General features: G+C 64.6%; 18 protein-coding genes. 11 read left to right on the plus strand and 7 right to left on the minus strand.

Annotated features, from left to right (window positions below):
- Nucleotides 1–18 precede the first annotated feature (18 nt).
- Nucleotides 19–2,469: a glycogen/starch/alpha-glucan phosphorylase gene (locus CAG31_RS13385; protein WP_085581786.1), complete on the minus strand. Its 2,451-nt coding sequence runs from the start codon at nt 2,467–2,469 to the stop codon at nt 19–21.
- Nucleotides 2,470–2,713: 244 nt separating this feature from the next.
- Between CAG31_RS13385 and CAG31_RS13390 the strand changes: the two genes are divergently transcribed.
- Nucleotides 2,714–3,151, plus strand: a complete 438-nt coding sequence (locus CAG31_RS13390; RefSeq protein ID WP_085581788.1) for a YkgJ family cysteine cluster protein — start codon at nt 2,714–2,716, stop codon at nt 3,149–3,151.
- Between the two features lie 210 nt (nt 3,152–3,361).
- On the opposite strand, the gene typA is transcribed toward CAG31_RS13390, so the two are convergent.
- Nucleotides 3,362–5,182 (minus strand): translational GTPase TypA, encoded by a 1,821-nt coding sequence (gene typA, locus CAG31_RS13395; protein WP_085581790.1) that lies wholly within the window; start codon nt 5,180–5,182, stop codon nt 3,362–3,364.
- Nucleotides 5,183–5,321: 139 nt separating this feature from the next.
- Nucleotides 5,322–6,776 (minus strand): tRNA uracil 4-sulfurtransferase ThiI, encoded by a 1,455-nt coding sequence (gene thiI, locus CAG31_RS13400; RefSeq protein WP_085581792.1) that lies wholly within the window; start codon nt 6,774–6,776, stop codon nt 5,322–5,324.
- A 328-nt stretch (nt 6,777–7,104) separates the two neighbouring features.
- On the opposite strand from thiI, the gene glnA reads away from it, so the two are divergent.
- The 5 genes from glnA to ntrC all read left to right on the plus strand — a co-directional run bounded on the left by glnA (nt 7,105) and on the right by ntrC (nt 12,579).
- The gene (gene glnA, locus CAG31_RS13410; RefSeq protein ID WP_085581796.1) at nt 7,105–8,511 is read left to right on the plus strand and encodes a glutamate--ammonia ligase; all 1,407 of its coding nucleotides are present in this window, start codon (nt 7,105–7,107) and stop codon (nt 8,509–8,511) included.
- 189 nt (nt 8,512–8,700) lie between these two features.
- Nucleotides 8,701–9,210, plus strand: coding sequence for a DUF4124 domain-containing protein (locus CAG31_RS13415; protein WP_085581798.1), 510 nt, complete (start codon nt 8,701–8,703; stop codon nt 9,208–9,210).
- Nucleotides 9,207–9,830, plus strand: a complete 624-nt coding sequence (locus CAG31_RS13420) for a DUF4124 domain-containing protein (protein WP_085581800.1) — start codon at nt 9,207–9,209, stop codon at nt 9,828–9,830. The genes CAG31_RS13415 and CAG31_RS13420 overlap by 4 nt, the downstream gene beginning before the upstream one ends.
- A 230-nt stretch (nt 9,831–10,060) precedes the next feature.
- The gene (gene glnL, locus CAG31_RS13425) at nt 10,061–11,146 is read left to right on the plus strand and encodes a nitrogen regulation protein NR(II) (RefSeq protein ID WP_085581802.1); all 1,086 of its coding nucleotides are present in this window, start codon (nt 10,061–10,063) and stop codon (nt 11,144–11,146) included.
- A complete protein-coding gene (gene ntrC, locus CAG31_RS13430; RefSeq protein WP_085581804.1) occupies nt 11,143–12,579 on the plus strand; it encodes a nitrogen regulation protein NR(I) in 1,437 nt (478 codons plus the stop codon). The genes glnL and ntrC overlap by 4 nt, the downstream gene beginning before the upstream one ends.
- A gap of 524 nt (nt 12,580–13,103) precedes the next feature.
- Here the strand turns inward: ntrC and CAG31_RS13440 are convergent.
- Nucleotides 13,104–13,544 (minus strand): hypothetical protein, encoded by a 441-nt coding sequence (locus CAG31_RS13440; protein ID WP_085581805.1) that lies wholly within the window; start codon nt 13,542–13,544, stop codon nt 13,104–13,106.
- Here CAG31_RS13440 and CAG31_RS13445 point away from each other — a divergent pair.
- Nucleotides 13,543–13,998 (plus strand): tRNA (cytidine(34)-2'-O)-methyltransferase, encoded by a 456-nt coding sequence (locus tag CAG31_RS13445; RefSeq protein WP_085581807.1) that lies wholly within the window; start codon nt 13,543–13,545, stop codon nt 13,996–13,998. The genes CAG31_RS13440 and CAG31_RS13445 overlap by 2 nt on opposite strands.
- A 185-nt stretch (nt 13,999–14,183) precedes the next feature.
- On the opposite strand, the gene secB is transcribed toward CAG31_RS13445, so the two are convergent.
- The 3 genes from secB to CAG31_RS13460 form a co-directional block, all read right to left on the minus strand.
- Nucleotides 14,184–14,669, minus strand: a complete 486-nt coding sequence (gene secB, locus CAG31_RS13450) for a protein-export chaperone SecB (protein ID WP_085581809.1) — start codon at nt 14,667–14,669, stop codon at nt 14,184–14,186.
- Between the two features lie 61 nt (nt 14,670–14,730).
- Nucleotides 14,731–14,985 (minus strand): glutaredoxin 3, encoded by a 255-nt coding sequence (grxC, locus tag CAG31_RS13455; RefSeq protein ID WP_085581811.1) that lies wholly within the window; start codon nt 14,983–14,985, stop codon nt 14,731–14,733.
- A 1-nt stretch (nt 14,986) separates the two neighbouring features.
- Entirely contained in the window at nt 14,987–15,400 is a 414-nt protein-coding gene (locus CAG31_RS13460) for a rhodanese-like domain-containing protein (RefSeq protein ID WP_085581813.1), read from the minus strand.
- A 152-nt stretch (nt 15,401–15,552) separates the two neighbouring features.
- Between CAG31_RS13460 and gpmI the strand changes: the two genes are divergently transcribed.
- The 4 genes from gpmI (at nt 15,553) to CAG31_RS13480 (ending at nt 20,757) form a co-directional block, all read left to right on the plus strand.
- The gene (gpmI, locus tag CAG31_RS13465; protein WP_085581815.1) at nt 15,553–17,082 is read left to right on the plus strand and encodes a 2,3-bisphosphoglycerate-independent phosphoglycerate mutase; all 1,530 of its coding nucleotides are present in this window, start codon (nt 15,553–15,555) and stop codon (nt 17,080–17,082) included.
- Between the two features lie 252 nt (nt 17,083–17,334).
- Nucleotides 17,335–18,627 (plus strand): murein hydrolase activator EnvC, encoded by a 1,293-nt coding sequence (locus tag CAG31_RS13470; RefSeq protein ID WP_085581817.1) that lies wholly within the window; start codon nt 17,335–17,337, stop codon nt 18,625–18,627.
- 31 nt (nt 18,628–18,658) lie between these two features.
- Nucleotides 18,659–19,978: a S41 family peptidase gene (locus CAG31_RS13475; RefSeq protein WP_085581819.1), complete on the plus strand. Its 1,320-nt coding sequence runs from the start codon at nt 18,659–18,661 to the stop codon at nt 19,976–19,978.
- 2 nt (nt 19,979–19,980) lie between these two features.
- Complete coding sequence (locus tag CAG31_RS13480; RefSeq protein ID WP_085581822.1) at nt 19,981–20,757, plus strand: divergent polysaccharide deacetylase family protein; 777 nt, start codon at nt 19,981–19,983, stop codon at nt 20,755–20,757.
- Nucleotides 20,758–20,810 lie beyond the last annotated feature (53 nt).

Raw genomic sequence — 20,810 nt, forward strand, 5'->3', positions numbered from 1 at the left:
CACAATTCCCGCGAAAAGCTATTCCAGCGCTTTCCAGATGTCCGTGGCGTATTCGCGGATGGTGCGGTCGGACGAGAACCAGCCCATCCGCGCCGTGTTCAGCACCGCCGAGCGCCACCAGTTGTCGGCGTCGTGCCAAAGCGCCTCGACCCGCCGCTGCGCTTCCCAGTACGCATCGAAGTCGGCGCAGACCAGGAAACGGTCGTAGTCCACCAGCGAGTCGATCAGCCCGGTGTAGCGCGAGGTGTCGTCCGGCGAGAACACCCCCCCGCGGATCGCCTGCAGCACGTCGTTCAGGCGGTGGGACGCGGCGATGTCCGGCACGGCGCTGAACTCGTGGTTCTGCTTGCGCGCCTCGACCTGCTGGGCGCTCAGGCCGAAGATGAACATGTGCTCGGCGCCGATGCGTTCGCACATCTCCACGTTGGCGCCGTCCAGGGTGCCGATGGTCAGCGCGCCGTTGAGGCCGAACTTCATGTTGCTGGTGCCCGAGGCCTCGAAGCCGGCGGTGGAGATCTGCTCCGACAGGTCCGCCGCCGGGATGATGCTCTCCGCCAGGCTGACGTTGTAGTTGGGCAGGAACACCACTTTCAGCAGGCCGCGCACGGTCGGGTCGTTGTTCACCACCCGGGCGATGTCGTTGGTCAGCTTGATGATCAGCTTGGCCTGGTGGTAGCTCGCCGCGGCCTTGCCGGCGAAGATCTTCACCCGCGGCACCCAGTCGACCTCAGGTTCGGCGCGGATCGCCTGGTACAGCGCGACGGTGTGCATCAGGTTGAGCAACTGGCGCTTGTACTCGTGGATCCGCTTGACCTGCACGTCGAACATCGCCGCCGGGTTCACCGCGACCCCCAGCCGTTCGTGAATCAGGTAGGCCAGGGCTTTCTTGCTGTGCAGCCGCTGCTCGGCGAAGGCCTTGCGGAACGCAGCCTTCTCGGCGAACGGCTCAAGGTCGAGCAGGCGCTCCTCGGGGTTGTCCAGCACCTGCGGGCCGAGGGCGTCGACCAGCATCGAGGTCAGCTCCGGGTTGGCCTGGTACAGCCAGCGGCGGAAGGTGATGCCGTTGGTCTTGTTGTTGATCCGTTGCGGATACAGCTTGTGCAGCTCGGCGAACACCGTCTTGCGCATCAGTTGGGTGTGCAGCCCGGACACGCCGTTGACGCTGTGGGAGCCGAGGAACGCCAGGTTGCCCATGCGCACCCGCCGGCCGTTGTCCTCCTCGATCAGCGACACCGCCCGCAGCACGTCGAAGTCGTGGATGCCCTTGGCCCGGATCGAATCGATGTGCTGGGCGTTGATCAGGTAGATGATCTGCATATGCCGGGGCAGCATGCGCTCCATCAGGCCCACCGGCCAGGTCTCCAGCGCTTCGGGCAGCAGCGTGTGGTTGGTGTACGACAGGGTCTCGACCGTGACTTGCCACGCCGCGTCCCACGCCACGTCATAGACGTCCACCAGCAGGCGCATCAGTTCGGCGACGGCGATCGAGGGGTGGGTGTCGTTGAGCTGGATCGAGGCGTGATCGCCGAGCGTCAGCACCGAGGTGTGCATGTTGCGGTGACGCCGCAGCAGGTCCTGCAGCGAGGCGGTGACGAAAAAGTATTCCTGGCGCAGGCGCAGTTCCTGCCCCGCTTCGGTGCTGTCGGCCGGGTAAAGCACCCGGGAGATGCTTTCGGCCCGGGCCACTTCGGCCACCGCGCCCAGGTGGTCGCCGGCGTTGAAGCGCTCCAGGTGCAGGTCTTCCATGGCTCGCGCCCGCCACAGGCGCAGGGTGTTGACGCTGGCCCCGCGCCAGCCGACCACCGGGGTGTCGTAGGCGATGGCCCGCACGGTCTCCGACGGCGACCAGACCTGCTTGGCCTTGCCGCTCGCGTCGGTGACCGTGGCCACGCTGCCGCCGAAACCGATGGAGTAGACGACTTCCGGCCGTTCGAACTCCCACGGGTTGCCGAAGTCCAGCCAATGCTCGGTCTGCTCCTGCTGCCAGCCGTCGACGATGGCCTGGCGGAACAGGCCGTGCTCGTAGCGGATGCCGTAGCCGTGGCCGGCGATGCCCAGGGTCGACATGCTCTCCATGAAGCACGCCGCCAGCCGCCCGAGGCCGCCGTTGCCCAGCGCCGCGTCGGGCTCCAGGATACGGATGCGCTCCAGGTCCACGCCCAGTTCCGTCAGCGCCTCGCGGGCCACGTCGAGCAGGCCGAGGTTGCTCAGGCTGTCGTACAGCAGGCGGCCGATGAGGAATTCCAGCGAGAGGTAGTACACCCGCTTCTGGCCCTTGCGGTAGATCTGCCGGGTGTGGTCCATCCAGTGCTCGACCATGTGATCGCGCGCCGCCAGGGCGATGGCTTCGAACCAGTCGTGGTCGAAGGCGTGATCCGGGTCTTTGCCCACCGCATAGGTGAGCTTGGTCAGGACGGCGTCGCGGAATGCGGCCACTTCAGCTTCGCGAACTAGCGGTTCTTGAGTCATCGATAGGACCTCGGGCGAGCGGGGAATGGTCAGAGCCTAGTCGGTCTGACCGACGGCGGCGGCTCTGGTTCGGCTGTTTTTCCGGTGCTGGCAATCGTCGAACGCGCGACGCATCCGATGCAGGGGCCGTGCCGAACCGCTGCGACAACGGCGCTGCCCGATAAAAAACCGGCGAAAGGTTGTTCAAAAATCCACCGCTCCCGGTATGATCGCGCGCCCTGATGCCTACGCCTGGTAAACACCGATGATGAAGCCCAACCTGATCGCCGCCGCCGAGATCGACCGTCTCGAGACCTGGGCCAAATATTCGGCGCCGATGTGCGGCTCCTGCGTGTCGAGCTGCTGCACGCTGCCGGTCGAGGTCAAGATCAAGGATCTGGTGCGCATCGGCGTGGTCGACGAGTTCGAGCTGGGCGAGCCGCCGAAGAACATCGCCAAGCGTCTGCAGAAGGAAGGGCTGGTCGAGCGCTTCAACCAGAAGTCGGGGATCTTCACTCTCCAGCGCATGAGCAACAACGACTGCTATTACCTGGATCGTAAGAGCCGGCTGTGCACCATTTATGACAAGCGCCCGGACACCTGCCGCAACCACCCCAAGATCGGCCCGCGCCCGGGCTACTGCGCGTACAAGCCCAAGGAAGTGGAGCGCGAGCGGCAGTCGCGCAACATCGAGCGGTTCTGATTTCTGTAGCGACTGATCGGCCGCTATCGCCAGCAGGCTGGCTCCCACAGGATTTGCGGTGGCCTGCCATTTCCGCGAACACCGCCGAACCCTGTGGGAGCTGGCTTGCCAGCGATGGGGCCGACACAGACACCGCACAAATTGCGAACAAACAAAAACGCCCCCGGCCTTTCGACCGGGGGCGTTTTCGTTTCAGCTCAGGCTAGATGATCAAGCCTTGGCTTTCTTGGCAGCGCGGGTACGCTCGCCTTCGTCCAGGATCTTCTTGCGAAGACGGATGGACTTCGGCGTGACTTCGCACAGCTCGTCATCCTGGATGAACTCCAGGGCCTGTTCCAGGGTGAAGCGGACCGGCGGAACCAGGGCGATGGTTTCGTCCTTGCCCGAAGCACGCATGTTGTCGAGCTTCTTGCCCTTGGTAGGGTTGACGCCCAGGTCGTTGTCGCGGCTGTTCAGGCCGACGATCTGACCGTTGTAGATCTCCTGGCCGTGCTCGACGAACAGCTTGCCGCGCGCCTGCAGGGTTTCCAGGGAGTAGGTCAGCGCCTTGCCGGTCTCGACCGACACCAGAACACCGTTCAGACGGCCGGACATGTGGCCGGACTTCATGGTGTCGTAGCGGTCGAAGATCGAGGTCAGGATGCCTGCACCGTTGGTCAGGGTCAGGAACTGGTTACGGAAACCGATCAGACCGCGAGCCGGGATGTTGTACTCCAGGCGCACACGGCCCTTGCCGTCCGGCGCCATGTTGGTCAGGTCGCCCTTACGCAGGCCCATCTCTTCCATCACCTTGCCCTGGGATTCCTCAGGGATGTCGATGGTCACGTTCTCGAACGGCTCCTGCTTGGTGCCGTTGACTTCGCGGATGATCACTTCAGGACGGCCCACGGCCATCTCGAAGCCTTCGCGGCGCATGGTTTCGATCAGAACCGACAGGTGCAGCTCACCACGGCCGGAGACCTTGAACTTGTCGGCCGAGTCGCCTTCTTCAACGCGCAGGGCAACGTTGTACAGCAGCTCTTTGTCCAGACGCTCCTTGATGTTGCGGGAGGTCACGAACTTGCCTTCTTTACCGCAGAACGGCGAGTCGTTCACCTGGAAGGTCATGGAAACGGTCGGCTCGTCGACCGTCAGCGGCTTCATCGCTTCGACGTTGTTCATGTCGCACAGGGTGTCGGAGATGAACAGCTCGTCGAAACCGCTGATGCAGACGATGTCGCCGGCAGCGGCTTCTTCGACGTCAACGCGGTGCAGGCCGTGGTGACCCATCAGCTTCAGGATGCGGCCGTTGCGCTTCTTGCCTTCGGTGTCGATGGCGACGACCGGGGTGTTCGGCTTGACGCGGCCACGGGCGATGCGGCCCACGCCGATCACGCCCAGGAAGCTGTTGTAGTCCAGAGCGGAGATCTGCATCTGGAACGGACCGTCACGGTCAACGGCCGGAGCCGGAACGTTGTCGACGATCGACTGGTACAGCGGGGTCATGTCTTCGGCCATCTCGGTGTGGTCCAGACCGGCGATGCCGTTCAGGGCCGAGGCGTAGACGACTTTGAAGTCCAGCTGTTCGTCGGTGGCGCCGAGGTTGTCGAACAGGTCGAAGATCTGGTCCAGGACCCAGTCAGGACGCGCGCCCGGACGGTCGACCTTGTTGATCACGACGATCGGCTTCAGACCGGCTTCGAAGGCCTTCTTGGTCACGAAGCGGGTTTGCGGCATAGGGCCGTCCTGGGCGTCGACCAGCAGCAGCACGGAGTCGACCATGGACATCACGCGCTCTACTTCGCCGCCGAAGTCGGCGTGGCCCGGGGTGTCCACGATGTTGATGTGGTAGCCGTTCCAGTTGATGGCGGTGTTCTTCGCCAGAATGGTGATGCCGCGCTCTTTTTCCTGGTCGTTGGAGTCCATCACGCGCTCGTCGTTGAGCTCGTTGCGCTCCAGGGTGCCGGATTGGCGCAGCAGTTTGTCGACCAGGGTGGTTTTACCGTGGTCAACGTGGGCGATGATGGCGATGTTGCGTAGATTTTCGATCACGTGTGTATCTCGATCAGAGGATTCGGTGTGCTGACAAGTCATGGCAGCGATTGACAGTAGTGTCCGGCATGGCCGTTACAGCTTGACGGCGGTGTCGGGGGGCCGGTGACGCAGGCCACAGGCAAACAGCCCCGGGCACTTAGCTCGGTCGATAAACGCGCACATTGGCATGCCCCTCACTGAGCAGATGGTGGGCATGCAGGCGACTCATCACGCCTTTGTCGCAATACAGCAGGTACTGGCGGGTTGGGTCCAGTTCCTTGAAACGAGCGTTCACCGCGTAGAACGGCATCGTCTGTACCTCTACGCCGGGAAGCTCCAGCGGCTCGTCCTCGGCGGCATCCGGGTGACGGATGTCGAGGACGATCTGGCCGGCCAGCGCTTCGCCGACTTCTTCGATCTGCAAGTCCTGGCCCAATTCGTCGATCACCCGATCGATCGGCACCAGCCTGGCGTTCTCGAGCGCACGCTCGAGCACCGCCATGTCGAATTCTTTCTCTTCGTGCTCGACCCGGTAACGCTTGGCGGCGGTCTTCGGGTTGACCGAAATGACCCCGCAGTACTCCGGCATGTGCCGGGCGAAGTCGCCGGTGCCGATGGCGTCGGCCGTGTCGATGATGTCCTGCTTGTGGCTGGCGATCAGCGGACGCAGGATCAGTTTCTCGGTGACGCAGTCGATCACCGACAGGTTCGGCAGGGTCTGGCTCGACACCTGGGAGATCGCCTCGCCGGTGACCAGCGCGTCGATGTGCAGGCGGTCGGCGATGCTCGACGCGGCCCGCACCATCATGCGCTTGAGCACCACGCCCATGTGGCTGTCGTCGACCTTGCCGAGGATCTCGCCCAGCACTTCCTCGAACGGCACACTGACAAATAACACGCGTTGCGAGCTGCCGTACTTCTTCCAGATGAAATGCGCGACTTCCATCACGCCCAATTCGTGGGCACGGCCGCCCAGGTTGAAGAAGCAGAAGTGCCCCATCAGGCCGCGGCGCATGATCTGGTAGGCCGCCACGGTGGAGTCGAAGCCGCCGGACATCAGCACCAGGGTCTGCTCCAGGGCGCCGAGCGGGTAGCCGCCGATGCCGTTGTGCTGGCCGTGGATGACGAACAACCGTTGGTCGCGCACTTCGATGCGCACTTCGACTTCAGGCTTCTTCAGGTCGATCCCGGCGGCGCCGCACTGACGGCGCAGCTGGCTGCCGACGTACTTCTCGACGTCGATCGAGCTGAACGGGTGCTTGCCCGCGCGCTTGCAGCGCACCGAAAAGATCTTGCCGGCCAGCGCGTCGCCGTAGTGCTGCTTGCACTTCTCGACGATGTCGTCGAAGTCGCCCAGCGGGTACTCGTCGATCTGCAGGAAATGCGCGATGCCCGGCATGCAGCTCAGGCGCTCGCCCATCTCCTTCAGGGCCTTGGGATCGGTGACGCGGGTTTCCAGCTCGAGGTTGTCCCACACGCCGTTCACCACCACGGCCGGATCCAGATCGCGGAGCACGGCACGGATGTTCTTGGCCAGCTGGCGGATGAAACGCATCCGGACAGGGCGGCTCTTGATGGTGATCTCGGGGAAGACTTTTACGATTAGTTTCATGAAAACTGCGCGCGCAACGCCAGCCTGAAAAAGTGGGGCGCGGATTATAGCGGAAATTGCTCAAGGTTTAACCAGTTAATGTGCAGAAGGTTTTGCGTGCACCAAAACGGGTCGTTTTCGGATTCCAACGCTACATTAGAGGGCGGGATTTTCGCCGTTTCGGCGCCCTGCACCTTTATAAGCGTGAATTTGGGGCAAAAAACCCATGCTGGGGCACTGGCATGCAATTTGCTCCCTTGTGAGGCAGGTTGCCTTGGCAGAGTATTCGCGCCGGCATCACCAATACAGAAGGGCATCCATTACCGCCCTAAGCCACCCGGAGGACACTATGTCGAAGTCGGTTCAACTCATCAAAGATCATGACGTCAAGTGGATTGATCTGCGCTTCACGGACACCAAAGGCACTCAGCACCACGTGACCATGCCGGCTCGCGATGCGCTGGAAGATGACTTCTTCGAAGTCGGCAAGATGTTCGACGGTTCCTCCATCGCTGGCTGGAAAGGCATCGAAGCCTCCGACATGATCCTGATGCCGGACGACGAAACCGCCGTCCTGGATCCGTTCACCGAAGAGCCGACCCTGATCCTGGTGTGCGACATCATCGAACCTTCGACCATGCAGGGCTACGACCGCGACCCGCGCGCCATCGCCCGCCGCGCCGAGGAATACCTGAAGTCCACCGGCATCGGCGACACCGTGTTCGCAGGTCCAGAGCCCGAGTTCTTCATCTTCGACGAAGTGAAGTTCAAGTCCGACATCTCCGGCTCGATGTTCAAGATCTACTCCGAGCAAGGCTCGTGGATGTCCGACCAGGACGTGGAAGGCGGCAACAAAGGCCACCGTCCAGGCATCAAGGGCGGCTACTTCCCGGTTCCGCCGTTCGACCACGACCACGAAATCCGCACCGCAATGTGCAACGCCCTGGAAGAAATGGGCCAGACCGTCGAAGTCCACCACCACGAAGTGGCGACCGCCGGCCAGAACGAAATCGGTGTCAAGTTCAACACCCTGGTGAAAAAAGCTGACGAAGTTCAGACCCTGAAATACGTCGTGCACAACGTTGCCGACGCCTACGGCCGCACCGCGACCTTCATGCCGAAGCCGCTGTACGGCGACAACGGCTCGGGCATGCACGTGCACATGTCCATCGCCAAAGACGGCAAGAACACCTTCGCCGGCGAAGGCTATGCCGGCCTGTCCGACACCGCCCTGTACTTCATCGGCGGCATCATCAAGCACGGTAAGGCCCTGAACGGCTTCACCAACCCGGCCACCAACTCCTACAAGCGTCTGGTGCCAGGCTTCGAAGCCCCGGTGATGCTGGCCTACTCGGCCCGCAACCGTTCCGCCTCGATCCGCATTCCTTACGTCAACAGCCCTCGCGGCCGTCGTATCGAAGCCCGTTTCCCGGATCCGGCCGCCAACCCGTACCTGGCCTTCGCAGCGCTGCTGATGGCTGGCCTCGACGGCATCCAGAACAAGATCCACCCAGGCGACGCCGCCGACAAGAACCTGTACGACCTGCCGCCTGAAGAGGCGAAAGAGATCCCGCAGGTGTGCGGCAGCCTGAAGGAAGCCCTGGAAGAGCTGGACAAGGGCCGCGCGTTCCTGACCAAGGGCGGCGTGTTCTCCGACGACTTCATCGACGCCTACATCGCGCTGAAGTCCGAAGAGGAAATCAAGGTCCGCACCTTCGTGCACCCACTGGAATATGAGCTGTACTACAGCTGCTGATCCGGTGGCGCCGCCCCGCGCGGCGCGACACAAGAGAGGCCTCCTTCGGGAGGCCTTTTTTGTTGCCCCGACGACACCCTCCAGCAGGCTCGCTCCCACAGGGAATTGCGCCAGGACATGTCCCGGATTGGGCCAACCGCCGCGACTGGCCTATGCTGCACCCCATCGCTTTCGAATCCGGTCGATGCCATGGGTCGTACCTTCCTTTGTCTCCTGCTGCTGATCGCCCTGCCCGCCGCCGCGCAGATCTACAAGTACACCGACACCAACGGCCACACGGTCTACAGCGACCATTCCCCGCAGGGCGTGCCGTCGCAGCCGGTGGAGCTGCCGCCGCTCAACCAGGTCGGAGCCCAACCGCCCGCCGCACCGCCCGCGGATGCGGCCACGCGCGAACCCGCCCGCAGCGCGTATGAAACCCTGGAGCTGACCGGCCTGCCCAACGAAGAGGCCCTGCGCGCCAACAACGGCACCTTCACCGTCGGCGTGCTGATCAAGCCGCGCCTGAGGCCGGCGCACCAGTTGCGGCTGCTGCTCGATGACGAACCCTATGGCCAGCCCAGCAACCTGCCGACCCTGCAGTTGGTGAACGTGGATCGGGGCGAGCACCGCCTCGCGGTGCAGGTGATCGACGGCCAGTCGGTGATCCAGCAGAGCCCGCCGGTGACCTTCACCGTGCAGCGGGTGCACAAGCCATGATCCGCCCGCTGCTCGCCCTCTGCCTGACGCTGATCGCGTTCGGCGCATCGGCCGAGGTGTTCACCTACACCGATGCCCAGGGCAACCGGGTCTACACCGATCAGCCGCGGGGCAACGCCAAGCGGGTTCAATTGACCACCAGCAACCGCATGCCGGCCACATCCGCCGGCAACCCATCCAGCAGCACGAAAAACCCGGCGCCGGAGCCGCCGGCGTTCCGCTACGACATGCTGCGGGTGCTGATCCCCGAACCGGACGCGACCATCCGCAGCAGCGCCGGCGAACTGATCGTCAGCGTCACCAGCGAACCCGGCCTGCAACCGGGCCACCGCTACCGTCTGCTGCTGGACGGCCAGGCCACCGGCGAACCCGGCCCCAGTCCGGTGTTCCCGCTGAGCGACATCGACCGCGGCAGCCACAACCTGTCGGTGGAAATCCTCGACGGCCAGGGACGCACCGTCGAGCGCACCGCCAACCAGCCGTTCCACATGCAGCGGATATCCCTGGCGCAGAAGCGCCAGGTCAAACCCTGCGCGAAGGACGACTACGGCGTGCGCCCCGAGTGCCCGCTCAAGGACAAGCCCCCCGAACCGAAAAACCCTTTCCTGCGGTTCTTCTAACGCCCTCGCGCATTGCGCACTATATTGGTGCAACAGTCTGCACCTTACTCACATTCCAACCCATTTTGGTTCGATTCTTCCCGTCAACGCGCAGGGAATGCCACGCAAGCGAGCGTCAAACGCCCGTTTCAGGCGTCGGACGCTTCTTTTCGGAGCCTTGGTTTGGTTTTTGCATTTTCCCCGCATCAGCGCTTTATCCCTGCGCGCGCCATGCTCCAAAAGAGGTCCTCATGACCATCAGTGACGCACTGCATCGCTTGTTGCTCGACAACCTGACCACCGCCACGCTGCTGCTCGACGACGAACTGCGCCTCGAGTACATGAACCCGGCGGCGGAGATGCTGCTGGCCACCAGCGGCCAGCGCAGCCATGGCCAGTTCATCAGCGAGCTGTTCACCGAGTCCACCGAGGCGCTCAACTCGCTGCGCCAGGCGGTGGAGCAGGCGCATCCGTTCACCAAGCGCGAAGCGATGCTCACCGCCCTCACCGGCCAGACCCTGACGGTGGACTACGCGGTGACGCCGATCCTGAGCAACGGCACGACCCTGCTGTTGCTGGAGGTCCATCCCCGCGACCGCCTGCTGCGGATCACCAAGGAAGAGGCCCAGCTGTCCAAGCAGGAAACCAGCAAGATGCTGGTGCGCGGCCTGGCCCACGAGATCAAGAACCCCCTCGGCGGCATCCGCGGCGCCGCCCAGTTGCTGGCCCGCGAACTGCCGGAAGACAGCCTGCGCGACTACACCAACGTGATCATCGAAGAGGCCGACCGCCTGCGCAATCTGGTGGACCGCATGCTCGGCTCCAACAAGCTGCCGTCGCTGGCGCTGTGCAACGTCCACGAAGTGCTGGAGCGGGTCAGCCAGCTGGTCGAGGCCGAAAGCCAGGGCTGCATCACGCTGGTGCGCGACTACGACCCGAGCATTCCCGACGTCCTGATCGACCGCGAACAGATGATCCAGGCCGTGCTGAACATCGTGCGCAACGCCATGCAGGCCATCGGCAGCCAGAACGAACTGCGCCTGGGCCGCATCACCCTGCGCACCCGCACCATGCGCCAGTTCACCATCGGCCACGTGCGCCACCGCCTGGTGACCAAGATCGAGATCATCGACAACGGCCCCGGCATCCCGGCGGAACTCCAGGAAACCCTTTTCTTTCCCATGGTCAGCGGCCGCCCGGACGGCACCGGGCTGGGCCTGGCCATCACCCAGAACATCATCAGCCAGCACCAGGGCCTGATCGAGTGCGACAGCCACCCCGGCCACACCACGTTCTCGATCTTTCTGCCACTGGAACAAGGAGCCACATCGACATGAGCCGTAGTGAAACCGTGTGGATCGTCGATGACGACCGTTCTATCCGCTGGGTCCTCGAAAAAGCCCTGCAACAGGAAGGCATGACCACCCAGAGCTTCGACAGCGCCGACGGCGTGATGAGCCGCCTGGCCCGCCAGCAGCCGGACGTGATCATTTCCGACATCCGCATGCCCGGCGCCAGCGGCCTGGACCTGCTGGCGCGGATCCGCGAGCAGCACCCGCGCCTGCCGGTCATCATCATGACCGCCCACTCGGACCTGGACAGCGCCGTCGCCTCCTATCAGGGCGGCGCGTTCGAATACCTGCCCAAGCCGTTCGACGTCGATGAAGCGGTGTCGCTGGTCAAGCGCGCCAACCAGCACGCCCAGGAGCAGCAAGGCCTGGAAGCGGCGCCGTCGCTGGCCCGCACCCCGGAGATCATCGGCGAAGCGCCGGCGATGCAGGAGGTGTTCCGCGCCATCGGCCGCCTGAGCCACTCCAACATCACCGTGCTGATCAACGGCGAATCCGGCACCGGCAAGGAGCTGGTGGCCCACGCGCTGCACCGCCACAGCCCGCGCGCGACCGCGCCGTTCATCGCCCTGAACATGGCGGCGATCCCCAAGGACCTGATGGAGTCCGAACTGTTCGGCCACGAGAAAGGCGCGTTCACCGGCGCGGCCAACCTGCGCCGTGGGCGATTCGAGCAGGCCGACGGCGGCACGCTGTTCCTCGACGAGATCGGTGACATGCCGGCCGACACCCAGACGCGCCTGCTGCGGGTGCTGGCCGACGGCGAGTTCTACCGCGTCGGCGGCCACGTGCCGGTCAAGGTCGACGTGCGGATCATCGCCGCGACCCACCAGAACCTGGAAACCCTGGTGCACGCCGGCAAGTTCCGCGAAGACCTGTTCCACCGCCTCAACGTGATCCGCATCCACATTCCGCGCCTGTCGGACCGTCGCGAAGACATCCCGACCCTGGCCCGGCACTTCCTCAGCCGCGCCGCGCAGGAACTGGCGGTGGAGCCGAAGCTGCTCAAGAACGAAACCGAGGAATACCTCAAGAACCTGCCGTGGCCGGGTAACGTGCGCCAACTGGAGAACACCTGCCGCTGGATCACCGTGATGGCCTCCGGACGCGAGGTGCACATCAGCGACTTGCCGCCGGAACTGCTGAGCCTGCCGCAGGACTCGGCGCCGGTGACCAACTGGGAGCAGGCCCTGCGCCAGTGGGCGGACCAGGCCCTGGCCCGGGGCCAGTCGAGCCTGCTCGACAGCGCCGTGCCGGCGTTCGAGCGGATCATGATCGAGACCGCGCTCAAGCACACCGCCGGCCGCCGCCGCGATGCCGCCGTCCTGCTGGGCTGGGGGCGCAACACCCTGACGCGCAAGATCAAGGAGCTGGGGATGAAGGTCGACGGCGGGGATGAAGACGAGGGGGATGAGGGCTGATCGAGCCTCACGATCTTCGCTGCACGATCAATCCAATCGCGGGCAGACTCGCTCCCACAGGTGAAATGCATGCGCCTGTGGAGCGAGACTGCCCGCGATGCTTTTCAGCCCGGCGTGCACCGCAACGATGCATCCTGACCCGCAACCGCGCAGGGCCAATCGCTTGCCTTGCGCCGGGCAACCTCCGGAATTCCATCCCCGAAAACGCAAAAGCCCCGGATTCCGGGGCTTTCAGCTTCTGTCGCAATTATTTTGTTTCAAGAGAAGAAAACCTGGCACGCGCCCTGCATTAACCCTCTCAGGTGATTCGATTCACCCACCCGGTTTCGGGGACCTTGGTACAGGCAGGCCGGGGATTCCCCTCTTTAATCCGGATCCGCACCGCCCATGCGTCGGATCCTGCCGCTTTGGGGCCCTTGATACAGGCAGGTCAGGGGTTCCTTCTTTACGCCGGGCCCGTCGCCCTTGCGACCGGCCCGCCCCTTTCGGGAACCTTGGTACAGGCAGGCCGGGGATTCCCTCTTTTATTGCTCTCGCAAGTGGATCTCCAGCCGCCAGCGGTCATCGACCTCGCTGGCGGCCCAGTCGCCCTGCAGCGGCCGGGCCGCCACCAAGGTCAGCAGCAGGCCGCCGTCGCTCAGGCGCGTTCGCCAGTTCACGTCCTTGCCGTTGAGCTTGAGTTGCCCCTTCTGCGGTTTGCCCTCGGCGCCAAACAGCAGCGCCAGCGAACCATCGACGACTTCGCCGTGCAGTTTCGGCTCGTTGTTGAACCACACCACCAGACCGCCGTCGATCACGTCCACCTGCTGCAGCACGCTGGGGTCCGGCGTGGTCAGGCGACCGATCATCAGGCCGACCATCACGCCGAAGATCGCCAGCGACCCCATCACCCGCGGGAATAGTTTCGAACGCGGATCCGCTTGCGGCGTAGAATGCGCGTCATCTTTACCTTCGGAGCCGTGCATGTTTCACGTCATCCTTTTCCAACCGGAAATTCCGCCGAACACCGGCAACGTTATCAGGCTGTGCGCCAACAGCGGCTGCCACCTGCATCTGATCGAACCGCTGGGCTTCGAGATGGACGACAAGCGCCTGCGCCGCGCCGGTCTCGACTACCACGAGTATGCCACCCTGCAGCGCCATGCCGACCTGGCCAGTTGCCTGGAAAGCCTGGGCCAGCCCCGCCTGTTCGCATTCACCACCAAGGGATCGCAGCCGTTTCACGACGTGGCGTTCGCCCCGGGCGACGCGTTCCTGTTCGGCCCGGAAAGCCGGGGCCTGCCGCCGGAAGTGCTGGACGCGCTGCCCGCCGGCCATCGCCTGCGCCTGCCGATGCGCGAAGGCTGCCGCAGCCTGAACCTGTCCAACACCGTGGCGGTGGCCGTCTACGAAGCGTGGCGGCAGAACGGCTTCAACTGACACTGACGCCATCGCCAGCAGGCTGGCTCCCACAGGGGCTCGGCTGAACACAGCCTCTGTGTCCACCTCAAAACGATTGTGGGAGCGGGCTTGCCCGCGAATGCGCCGTGTCAGGCGACATCGATGTCCTCTGACAGACCGCGTTCGCAGGCAAGCCCGCTCCCACAGGGGTGTTGCGTGACCGCTTACTGAACGGTCGGAGCCTCGCCGGCTTCTTGCATGCGCTGCACTTCCTGCGCGTACAGGGCGTCGAAGTTCACCGGAGCCAGCATCAGGGCCGGGAACGAACCGCGGGTCACCAGGCTGTCCAGGGCTTCGCGGGCGTACGGGAACAGGATGTTCGGGCAGAACGCGCCCAGGGTGTGGCTCATCGAACCCGCATCCAGGTTCTTGATCAGGAAGATGCCGGCCTGCTGCACTTCGGCGATGAACGCCACTTCCTCACCGTTCTTCACGGTCACCGACAGGGTCAGCACGACTTCGTAGAAGTCGCCTTCCAGGGCCTTCTGGCGGGTGTTCAGATCCAGCGCGACGCTCGGGTCCCACTGCTGGCGGAAGATCGCCGGGCTTTTCGGGGCCTCGAAGGACAGGTCGCGCACATAGATGCGCTGCAGGGAGAATTGCGGTGCGGTTTCTTCTTCGCTGGCTGCAGTGTTCTGTTGGTCAGTCATCTCAGATCCTTTCTGATCTCGGGTCTTTTAGGGTTCTTGTTTCGGCGAAGCGTGCAGCAGTTCAGGCCTTGAGCAGCGCGTCGAGCTTGCCGGCGCGCTCCAGGGCGTACAAATCGTCGCAACCGCCGACGTGCTTGCCGCCGATCCAGATCTGCGGCACGGACGTGCGCCCCGCCTTCTGGGCCATCTCGGCGCGCACCTGCGGTTTGCCATCGACCTTGATCTCATCGAAGGCCACGCCTTTGCTCGCCAGCAAATGCTTGGCCCGCGAGCAGTAGGGGCAGTAATCGCTGGAATAGACGACGACGTCACTCATGTCACTTCACCAGCGGCAGGTTGTCGCCTTTCCAGCTGGAGATGCCGCCGGACAGCTTGGCGGCGGTGAAGCCGGCCTTCATCAGTTCGCGGGCGTGGGTGCCGGCGGTCTGGCCCAGGGCATCGACCAGGATGATGGTCTTGGCCTTGTGCTTCTCCAGCTCGCCGACGCGGGCGGCCAGCTTGTCCTGGGGGATGTTCACGGCACCGACGATGTGGCCGGCGGCGTATTCCTTGCTCGGACGGATATCCACCACCACGCCCGCTTCCTTGTTGACCAGCGCGGTCAGCTCGCCGGTGCTCAGGCTCTTGCCGCCGCCCTGCATCGTGTGGGCGACCAGCAATGCCAGCAGTACGACGAAGATACCGACAAGAATGTAGTGGTTAGTGGCAAATTCAATCAGGTGAGCAACCATCGAAGGAGGTTCCAGGGCATTAAAATGTCGGCCAGTATACACAGCCGGTATGGTGGGCCAAACCCCGTCCGGCGGTGACGCCGGCGGAACTTGGCTTTAAACTCCTACTCCCTTTTTCATCGCTTCCTCTAACTTTCGCCAGAGTGGATTCCATGACTACCACGCCCAAACCTTTGGTCCTGATGATTCTCGACGGCTTCGGTCACAGCGACAGCCCCGAGTCCAACGCCGTCTACGCGGCCAGGAAGCCTGTGCTGGATCGCCTGTGGGCCACGGTGCCGAACGGCTTGATCTCGGGCAGCGGCATGGACGTCGGCCTGCCAGACGGCCAGATGGGCAACTCCGAAGTCGGCCACATGAACCTGGGCGCCGGCCGCGTGGTGTACCAGGACTTCACCCGTGTGACCAAGGCGATCCGCGACGGCGAGTTCTTCGAGAACCCGGTCATCTGCGCCGCCGTGGACAAGGCCGTGGCCGCCGGCAAGGCCGTGCACTTCATGGGCCTGCTGTCCGACGGCGGCGTGCACAGCCATCAGGACCACCTGGTGGCGATGGCTGAGCTTGCCTTCAAGCGCGGCGCCGAAAAGATCTACCTGCACGCCTTCCTCGACGGCCGCGACACCCCGCCCAAGAGCGCCCAGTCGTCCATCGAACTGCTCGACGCGACCTTCCAGGCCCTCGGCAAGGGCCGCATCGCCAGCCTCGTCGGCCGCTACTACGCGATGGACCGCGACAACCGCTGGGATCGCGTGGCCGCCGCCTACAACCTGATCGTCGACGGCCAGGCCGAATTCCACGCCGCCACCGCCCAGGAAGGCCTGCAGGCCGCCTACGAGCGCGGCGAGAGCGACGAGTTCGTCAAGGCCACCACCATCGGCGAGCCGGTGAAGGTCGAGGACGGCGACGCTGTGGTGTTCATGAACTTCCGCGCCGACCGCGCCCGCGAGCTGTCCCGGGTGTTCGTCGAAGACGGCTTCAAGGAATTCGACCGCGCCCGCCAGCCGAAACTGGCCGGCTACGTGATGTTGACCCAATACGCCGCCAGCATCCCTGCGCCGTCGGCCTTCGCCCCCGGCAGCCTGGACAACGTGCTGGGCGACTACCTGGCGAAAAACGGCAAGACCCAACTGCGCATCGCCGAAACCGAGAAGTACGCCCACGTGACGTTCTTCTTCTCCGGCGGCCGCGAAGAGCCGTTCCCCGGCGAAGAACGCATCCTGATCCCGTCGCCGAAGGTCGCCACCTACGACCTGCAGCCTGAGATGAGCGCGCCGGAGGTCACCGACCGCATCGTCGAGGCCATCGAGCAGCAGCGCTACGACGTGATCGTGGTCAACTACGCCAACGGCGACATGGTCGGCCACAGCGGCGTGTTCGAGGCGGCGGTCAAGGCCGTGGAATGCCTGGACACCTGCGTCGGCCGCATCGTCGACGCCCTGGAGAAGGTCGGCGGCGAGGCGCTGATCACCGCCGACCACGGCAACGTCGAGCAGATGGCCGACGAATCCACCGGCCAGGCCCACACCGCCCACACCACCGAGCCGGTGCCGTTCATCTATGTCGGCAAGCGTGACCTCAAGGTGCGCGAAGGCGGCGTGCTGGCGGACGTGGCGCCGACCATGCTCAAGCTGCTGAACCTGGAGAAGCCGGCGGAAATGACCGGCACCTCGATCCTGGTCTGACCCCGGCCACGGAACACCGCAAGACCCTGTGGGAGCGCGCTGGCCCGCAATGGCGACCTGACAGCCAACAGCTATGTTGAATGATCGGACGCCATCGCGGGCCGGCCCGCTCCCACAGCCGTTCATGGAGTTTTCGAAATGGATTCGGCCCGGACGCCCGCTCCAGTTATCACACAACCCCATTTGGGCGTTTTTTTTGCAGCGTCGGGCGGGCATACTAGGCCGTCCCTTTCCCTGGTGCCGCCCGCCCCTATGCTTCGCCTCCTGATCGCCCTCGCTCTGACCTGCCTGCTCCAACCGGCCTTCGCTGACGAGCGCGCGCAAACCCAACAGCAGTTGGACGCCACGCGTCAGGACATCGCCGAGCTGAAGAAAATGCTGGGCAAGCTCCAGGAAGAGAAGTCCGGCGTGCAGAAAGAGCTCAAGGGCACCGAGACCGAGATGGGCAAGCTCGAAAAAGAAGTCGACGCCCTGCAGAAAGAGCTGAAGAAAAGCGAATCCGAGCTGCAACGGCTCGATGCGGAGAAAAAAAAACTCCAGAGCGCGCGCACTGAACAGCAGCGACTGATCGCCATCCAGGCCCGGGCGGCCTACCAGAACGGCCGTCAGGAGTACCTCAAGCTGCTGCTCAACCAGCAGAACCCCGAGAAGTTCGCCCGCACCCTCACCTATTACGACTACCTGAGCCAGGCCCGCCTGGAGCAACTGAAGAATTTCAACGAAACCCTGCGCCAGCTGGCCAACGTCGAAAAGGACATCGGCCTGCAGCAAGCGCAGCTGCTGGTGCAGAAGAGCGACCTGGACACCCGGCGCGACGAGCTCGACAAGGTGCGCAAGGAACGCCAGCAGGTCCTGGCCAAGCTCAACGACGACGTGAAGGCCCGGGACCAGAAGCTCGCGGCCCGCGAGCAGGATCAGGCAGACCTGTCTAAAGTCCTTAAAACCATTGAGGAAACCCTGGCCCGCCAGGCCCGAGAGGCAGAAGAAGCGCGGCAGAAAGCGCTGATCGCCCAGCAGGAAGCGGAAAAAAAGCGGTTGCGTGAGGCCCAGGCAGCGGCGGACGACAGCGATGCCCCGCGCAAGCCGGCCCGGCCGACGCCCGGCGCGTTGGTCTCCAGCAGCGGCGAAACTTTCGGCGGCCCGTTTGCCGCCACCCGGGGAAAACTTCCGTGGCCGGTCGATGGTCGACTGTTGGCGCGCTTCGGCGAAACCCGCGGCGACGACGCCCGCACCAAGTGGGACGGCGTGATGATCAGCGCCTCCGCCGGCAGCCAGGTGCATGCCGTGCACGGCGGACGCGTGGTGTTCGCCGACTGGCTGCGGGGTGCGGGCCTGCTGGTGATCCTCGATCACGGCAACGGTTTTCTGAGCCTTTACGGCCACAACCAGACGCTGCTCAAGTCGGCGGGCGATGTGGTCAAGGCCGGCGAGTCCATCTCCACTGTGGGCAACAGTGGCGGCCAGGACACGCCGGCGCTGTATTTCGCAATTCGTCAGCAGGGTCACCCCAGTGATCCGGCGCAATGGTGCCGCGCGCAAGGATAAGCGCGCCGCCTAATTCAGGAGTCCGTTCGACATGCTGCATCTGTCCCGCCTTACCTCGCTGGCCCTGACGATCGCCCTGGTGATCGGCGCGCCCCTGGCGTTCGCCGCCCAGCCGGCCCCGGCCGTCGCTCCGGCAGGCACCGCCGCCACCGCCAAGGCACCGCTGCCGCTGGAGGAGCTGCGCACCTTCGCCGAGGTCATGGACCGGATCAAGGCCGCCTATGTCGAGCCGGTGGACGACAAGACCCTGCTGGAGAACGCGATCAAGGGCATGCTCAGCAACCTCGACCCGCATTCCGCCTATCTGGGGCCTGAAGACTTCGCCGAACTGCAGGAAAGCACCAGCGGCGAATTCGGCGGCCTGGGCATCGAGGTCGGCGCCGAAGACGGCTTCATCAAGGTCGTGTCGCCGATCGACGACACCCCGGCGTCCAAGGCCGGCATCCAGGCCGGCGACTTCATCGTCAAGATCAACGGCCAGCCGACCCGCGGCCAGAGCATGACCGAAGCCGTGGACAAGATGCGCGGCAAGATCGGCCAGAAGATCACCCTGACCCTGGTGCGCGACGGCGGCACGCCGTTCGACGTGACCCTGGCCCGCGCGGTCATCCAGGTCAAGAGCGTCAAGGCGCAGCTGCTCGAATCCGGCTACGGCCTCATCCGCATCACCCAGTTCCAGGTCAAGACCGGCGAGGAAGTCTCCAAGGCCCTGGCCAAGCTGCGCAAGGACAACGGCAAGAAGCTCAACGGCATCGTCCTCGACCTGCGCAACAACCCGGGCGGCGTGCTGCAGGCGGCGGTGGAAGTGGTCGACCACTTCATCACCAAGGGCCTGATCGTCTACACCAAGGGTCGGATCGCCAACTCCGAGCTGCGCTTCTCCGCCACCGGCAAGGACGAAAGCGAAGCGGTGCCGATGGTGGTGCTGATCAACGGCGGCAGCGCCTCGGCCTCGGAGATCGTCGCCGGCGCCCTGCAGGACCAGAAGCGCGCCGTGGTCATGGGCACCACCAGTTTCGGCAAGGGCTCGGTGCAGACCGTGCTGCCGCTGAACAACGACCGGGCGCTGAAGATCACCACCGCGCTGTACTTCACCCCCAACGGCCGCTCGATCCAGGCCCAGGGCATCGTGCCGGACATCGAAGTGCGCAAGGCCAAGATCACCAACGAGGCCGACGGCGACTACTTCAAGGAAGCCGACCTGCAGGGCCACTTGGGCAACGGCAACGGCGGCGCCGACCGTCCGAGCGGTTCCGGCGGCAAGGCCAAGGCGATGCCGCAGGATGACGATTACCAGTTGGCCCAGGCCCTGAGCCTGCTCAAAGGGCTGAGCATCACCTCCGGCCGTTGAGGATGGGTCTGCGCTTCATCCTCGTCCTGTTGTGCTGCCTGGCGGGCGCCGCTCACGCGGAGTCTGCCGGACCGGTGCCCCACAAGGCCTACCTGAGCCTGATCATCGACGACCTGGGGCAGAGCCTGCCCCGGGATCGCCGCGTCCTCGCCCTGCCCGGCCCCGTGACGGCGGCGATCATGCCGGACACCCCGCACGCCACCGAATTCGCCCGCGAAGCCCACCGCGCCGGCAAGACCGTGATCCTGCACATGCCCATGGATCCGGCCACCGGGCCGTTCGCCTGGCACCCCGAACTGCCTGTCGAAGAACTGGCCCGGCGCCTCGACGCCGCCTTCCGGCAGGTGCCCTACACCGCCGGCATCAACAACCACATGGGCAGCCGCATGACCGCGCAGCCGGCGGCCATGGCGTGGCTGATGGAGGAATTGCAGCGCCGCCACAAGTTCTTCGTCGACAGCCGCACCAGCGCCCAGACCGTGGCGGCGCAGCAGGCGCAGAAGATCGGCCTGGCCAGCGTCTCGCGGGATGTGTTCCTCGATGACGAACGCACCGAGGCCGCCATCTTCACCCAGTTGCAGACGGCGATCAGCCTGGCGCGCAAACAGGGCTCGGCGGTGATGATCGGCCATCCGTATCCCCAGACCCTGGCCGTGCTGGAGCGCGAACTGCCCAAGCTCAAAGCCCAGGGCATCGAGTGGATCGACATCCGCCAGATGATCAGCGTGCGCGGCAACCGCGCCACGGCGGCCCACGGCAAGGACGGCGTCTACCGCTGAACCGTCTTGCCCGCGCGATACCCGGCTACCGCCAGACGTCCCCCGCGATTCCC

The organism is Pseudomonas sp. R25(2017), from assembly GCF_002112565.1.
Lineage (GTDB): Bacteria > Pseudomonadota > Gammaproteobacteria > Pseudomonadales > Pseudomonadaceae > Aquipseudomonas > Aquipseudomonas ekonensis.

Excerpts from the sequence above, each read along its gene's own strand:
- secB (WP_085581809.1), bottom strand. The coding sequence starts at position 14,669 with ATGACTGACCAACAGAACACTGCAGCCAGCGAAGAAGAAACCGCACCG.
- CAG31_RS13470 (WP_085581817.1), top strand. The coding sequence starts at position 17,335 with ATGCTTCGCCTCCTGATCGCCCTCGCTCTGACCTGCCTGCTCCAACCG.
- CAG31_RS13480 (WP_085581822.1), top strand. The coding sequence starts at position 19,981 with ATGGGTCTGCGCTTCATCCTCGTCCTGTTGTGCTGCCTGGCGGGCGCC.
- CAG31_RS13445 (WP_085581807.1), top strand. The coding sequence starts at position 13,543 with ATGTTTCACGTCATCCTTTTCCAACCGGAAATTCCGCCGAACACCGGC.
- CAG31_RS13385 (WP_085581786.1), bottom strand. The coding sequence starts at position 2,469 with ATGACTCAAGAACCGCTAGTTCGCGAAGCTGAAGTGGCCGCATTCCGC.
- CAG31_RS13460 (WP_085581813.1), bottom strand. The coding sequence starts at position 15,400 with ATGGTTGCTCACCTGATTGAATTTGCCACTAACCACTACATTCTTGTC.
- grxC (WP_085581811.1), bottom strand. The coding sequence starts at position 14,985 with ATGAGTGACGTCGTCGTCTATTCCAGCGATTACTGCCCCTACTGCTCG.
- ntrC (WP_085581804.1), top strand. The coding sequence starts at position 11,143 with ATGAGCCGTAGTGAAACCGTGTGGATCGTCGATGACGACCGTTCTATC.
- thiI (WP_085581792.1), bottom strand. The coding sequence starts at position 6,776 with ATGAAACTAATCGTAAAAGTCTTCCCCGAGATCACCATCAAGAGCCGC.
- CAG31_RS13420 (WP_085581800.1), top strand. The coding sequence starts at position 9,207 with ATGATCCGCCCGCTGCTCGCCCTCTGCCTGACGCTGATCGCGTTCGGC.
- glnA (WP_085581796.1), top strand. The coding sequence starts at position 7,105 with ATGTCGAAGTCGGTTCAACTCATCAAAGATCATGACGTCAAGTGGATT.
- CAG31_RS13415 (WP_085581798.1), top strand. The coding sequence starts at position 8,701 with ATGGGTCGTACCTTCCTTTGTCTCCTGCTGCTGATCGCCCTGCCCGCC.
- CAG31_RS13475 (WP_085581819.1), top strand. The coding sequence starts at position 18,659 with ATGCTGCATCTGTCCCGCCTTACCTCGCTGGCCCTGACGATCGCCCTG.
- CAG31_RS13390 (WP_085581788.1), top strand. The coding sequence starts at position 2,714 with ATGATGAAGCCCAACCTGATCGCCGCCGCCGAGATCGACCGTCTCGAG.
- glnL (WP_085581802.1), top strand. The coding sequence starts at position 10,061 with ATGACCATCAGTGACGCACTGCATCGCTTGTTGCTCGACAACCTGACC.
- gpmI (WP_085581815.1), top strand. The coding sequence starts at position 15,553 with ATGACTACCACGCCCAAACCTTTGGTCCTGATGATTCTCGACGGCTTC.
- CAG31_RS13440 (WP_085581805.1), bottom strand. The coding sequence starts at position 13,544 with ATGCACGGCTCCGAAGGTAAAGATGACGCGCATTCTACGCCGCAAGCG.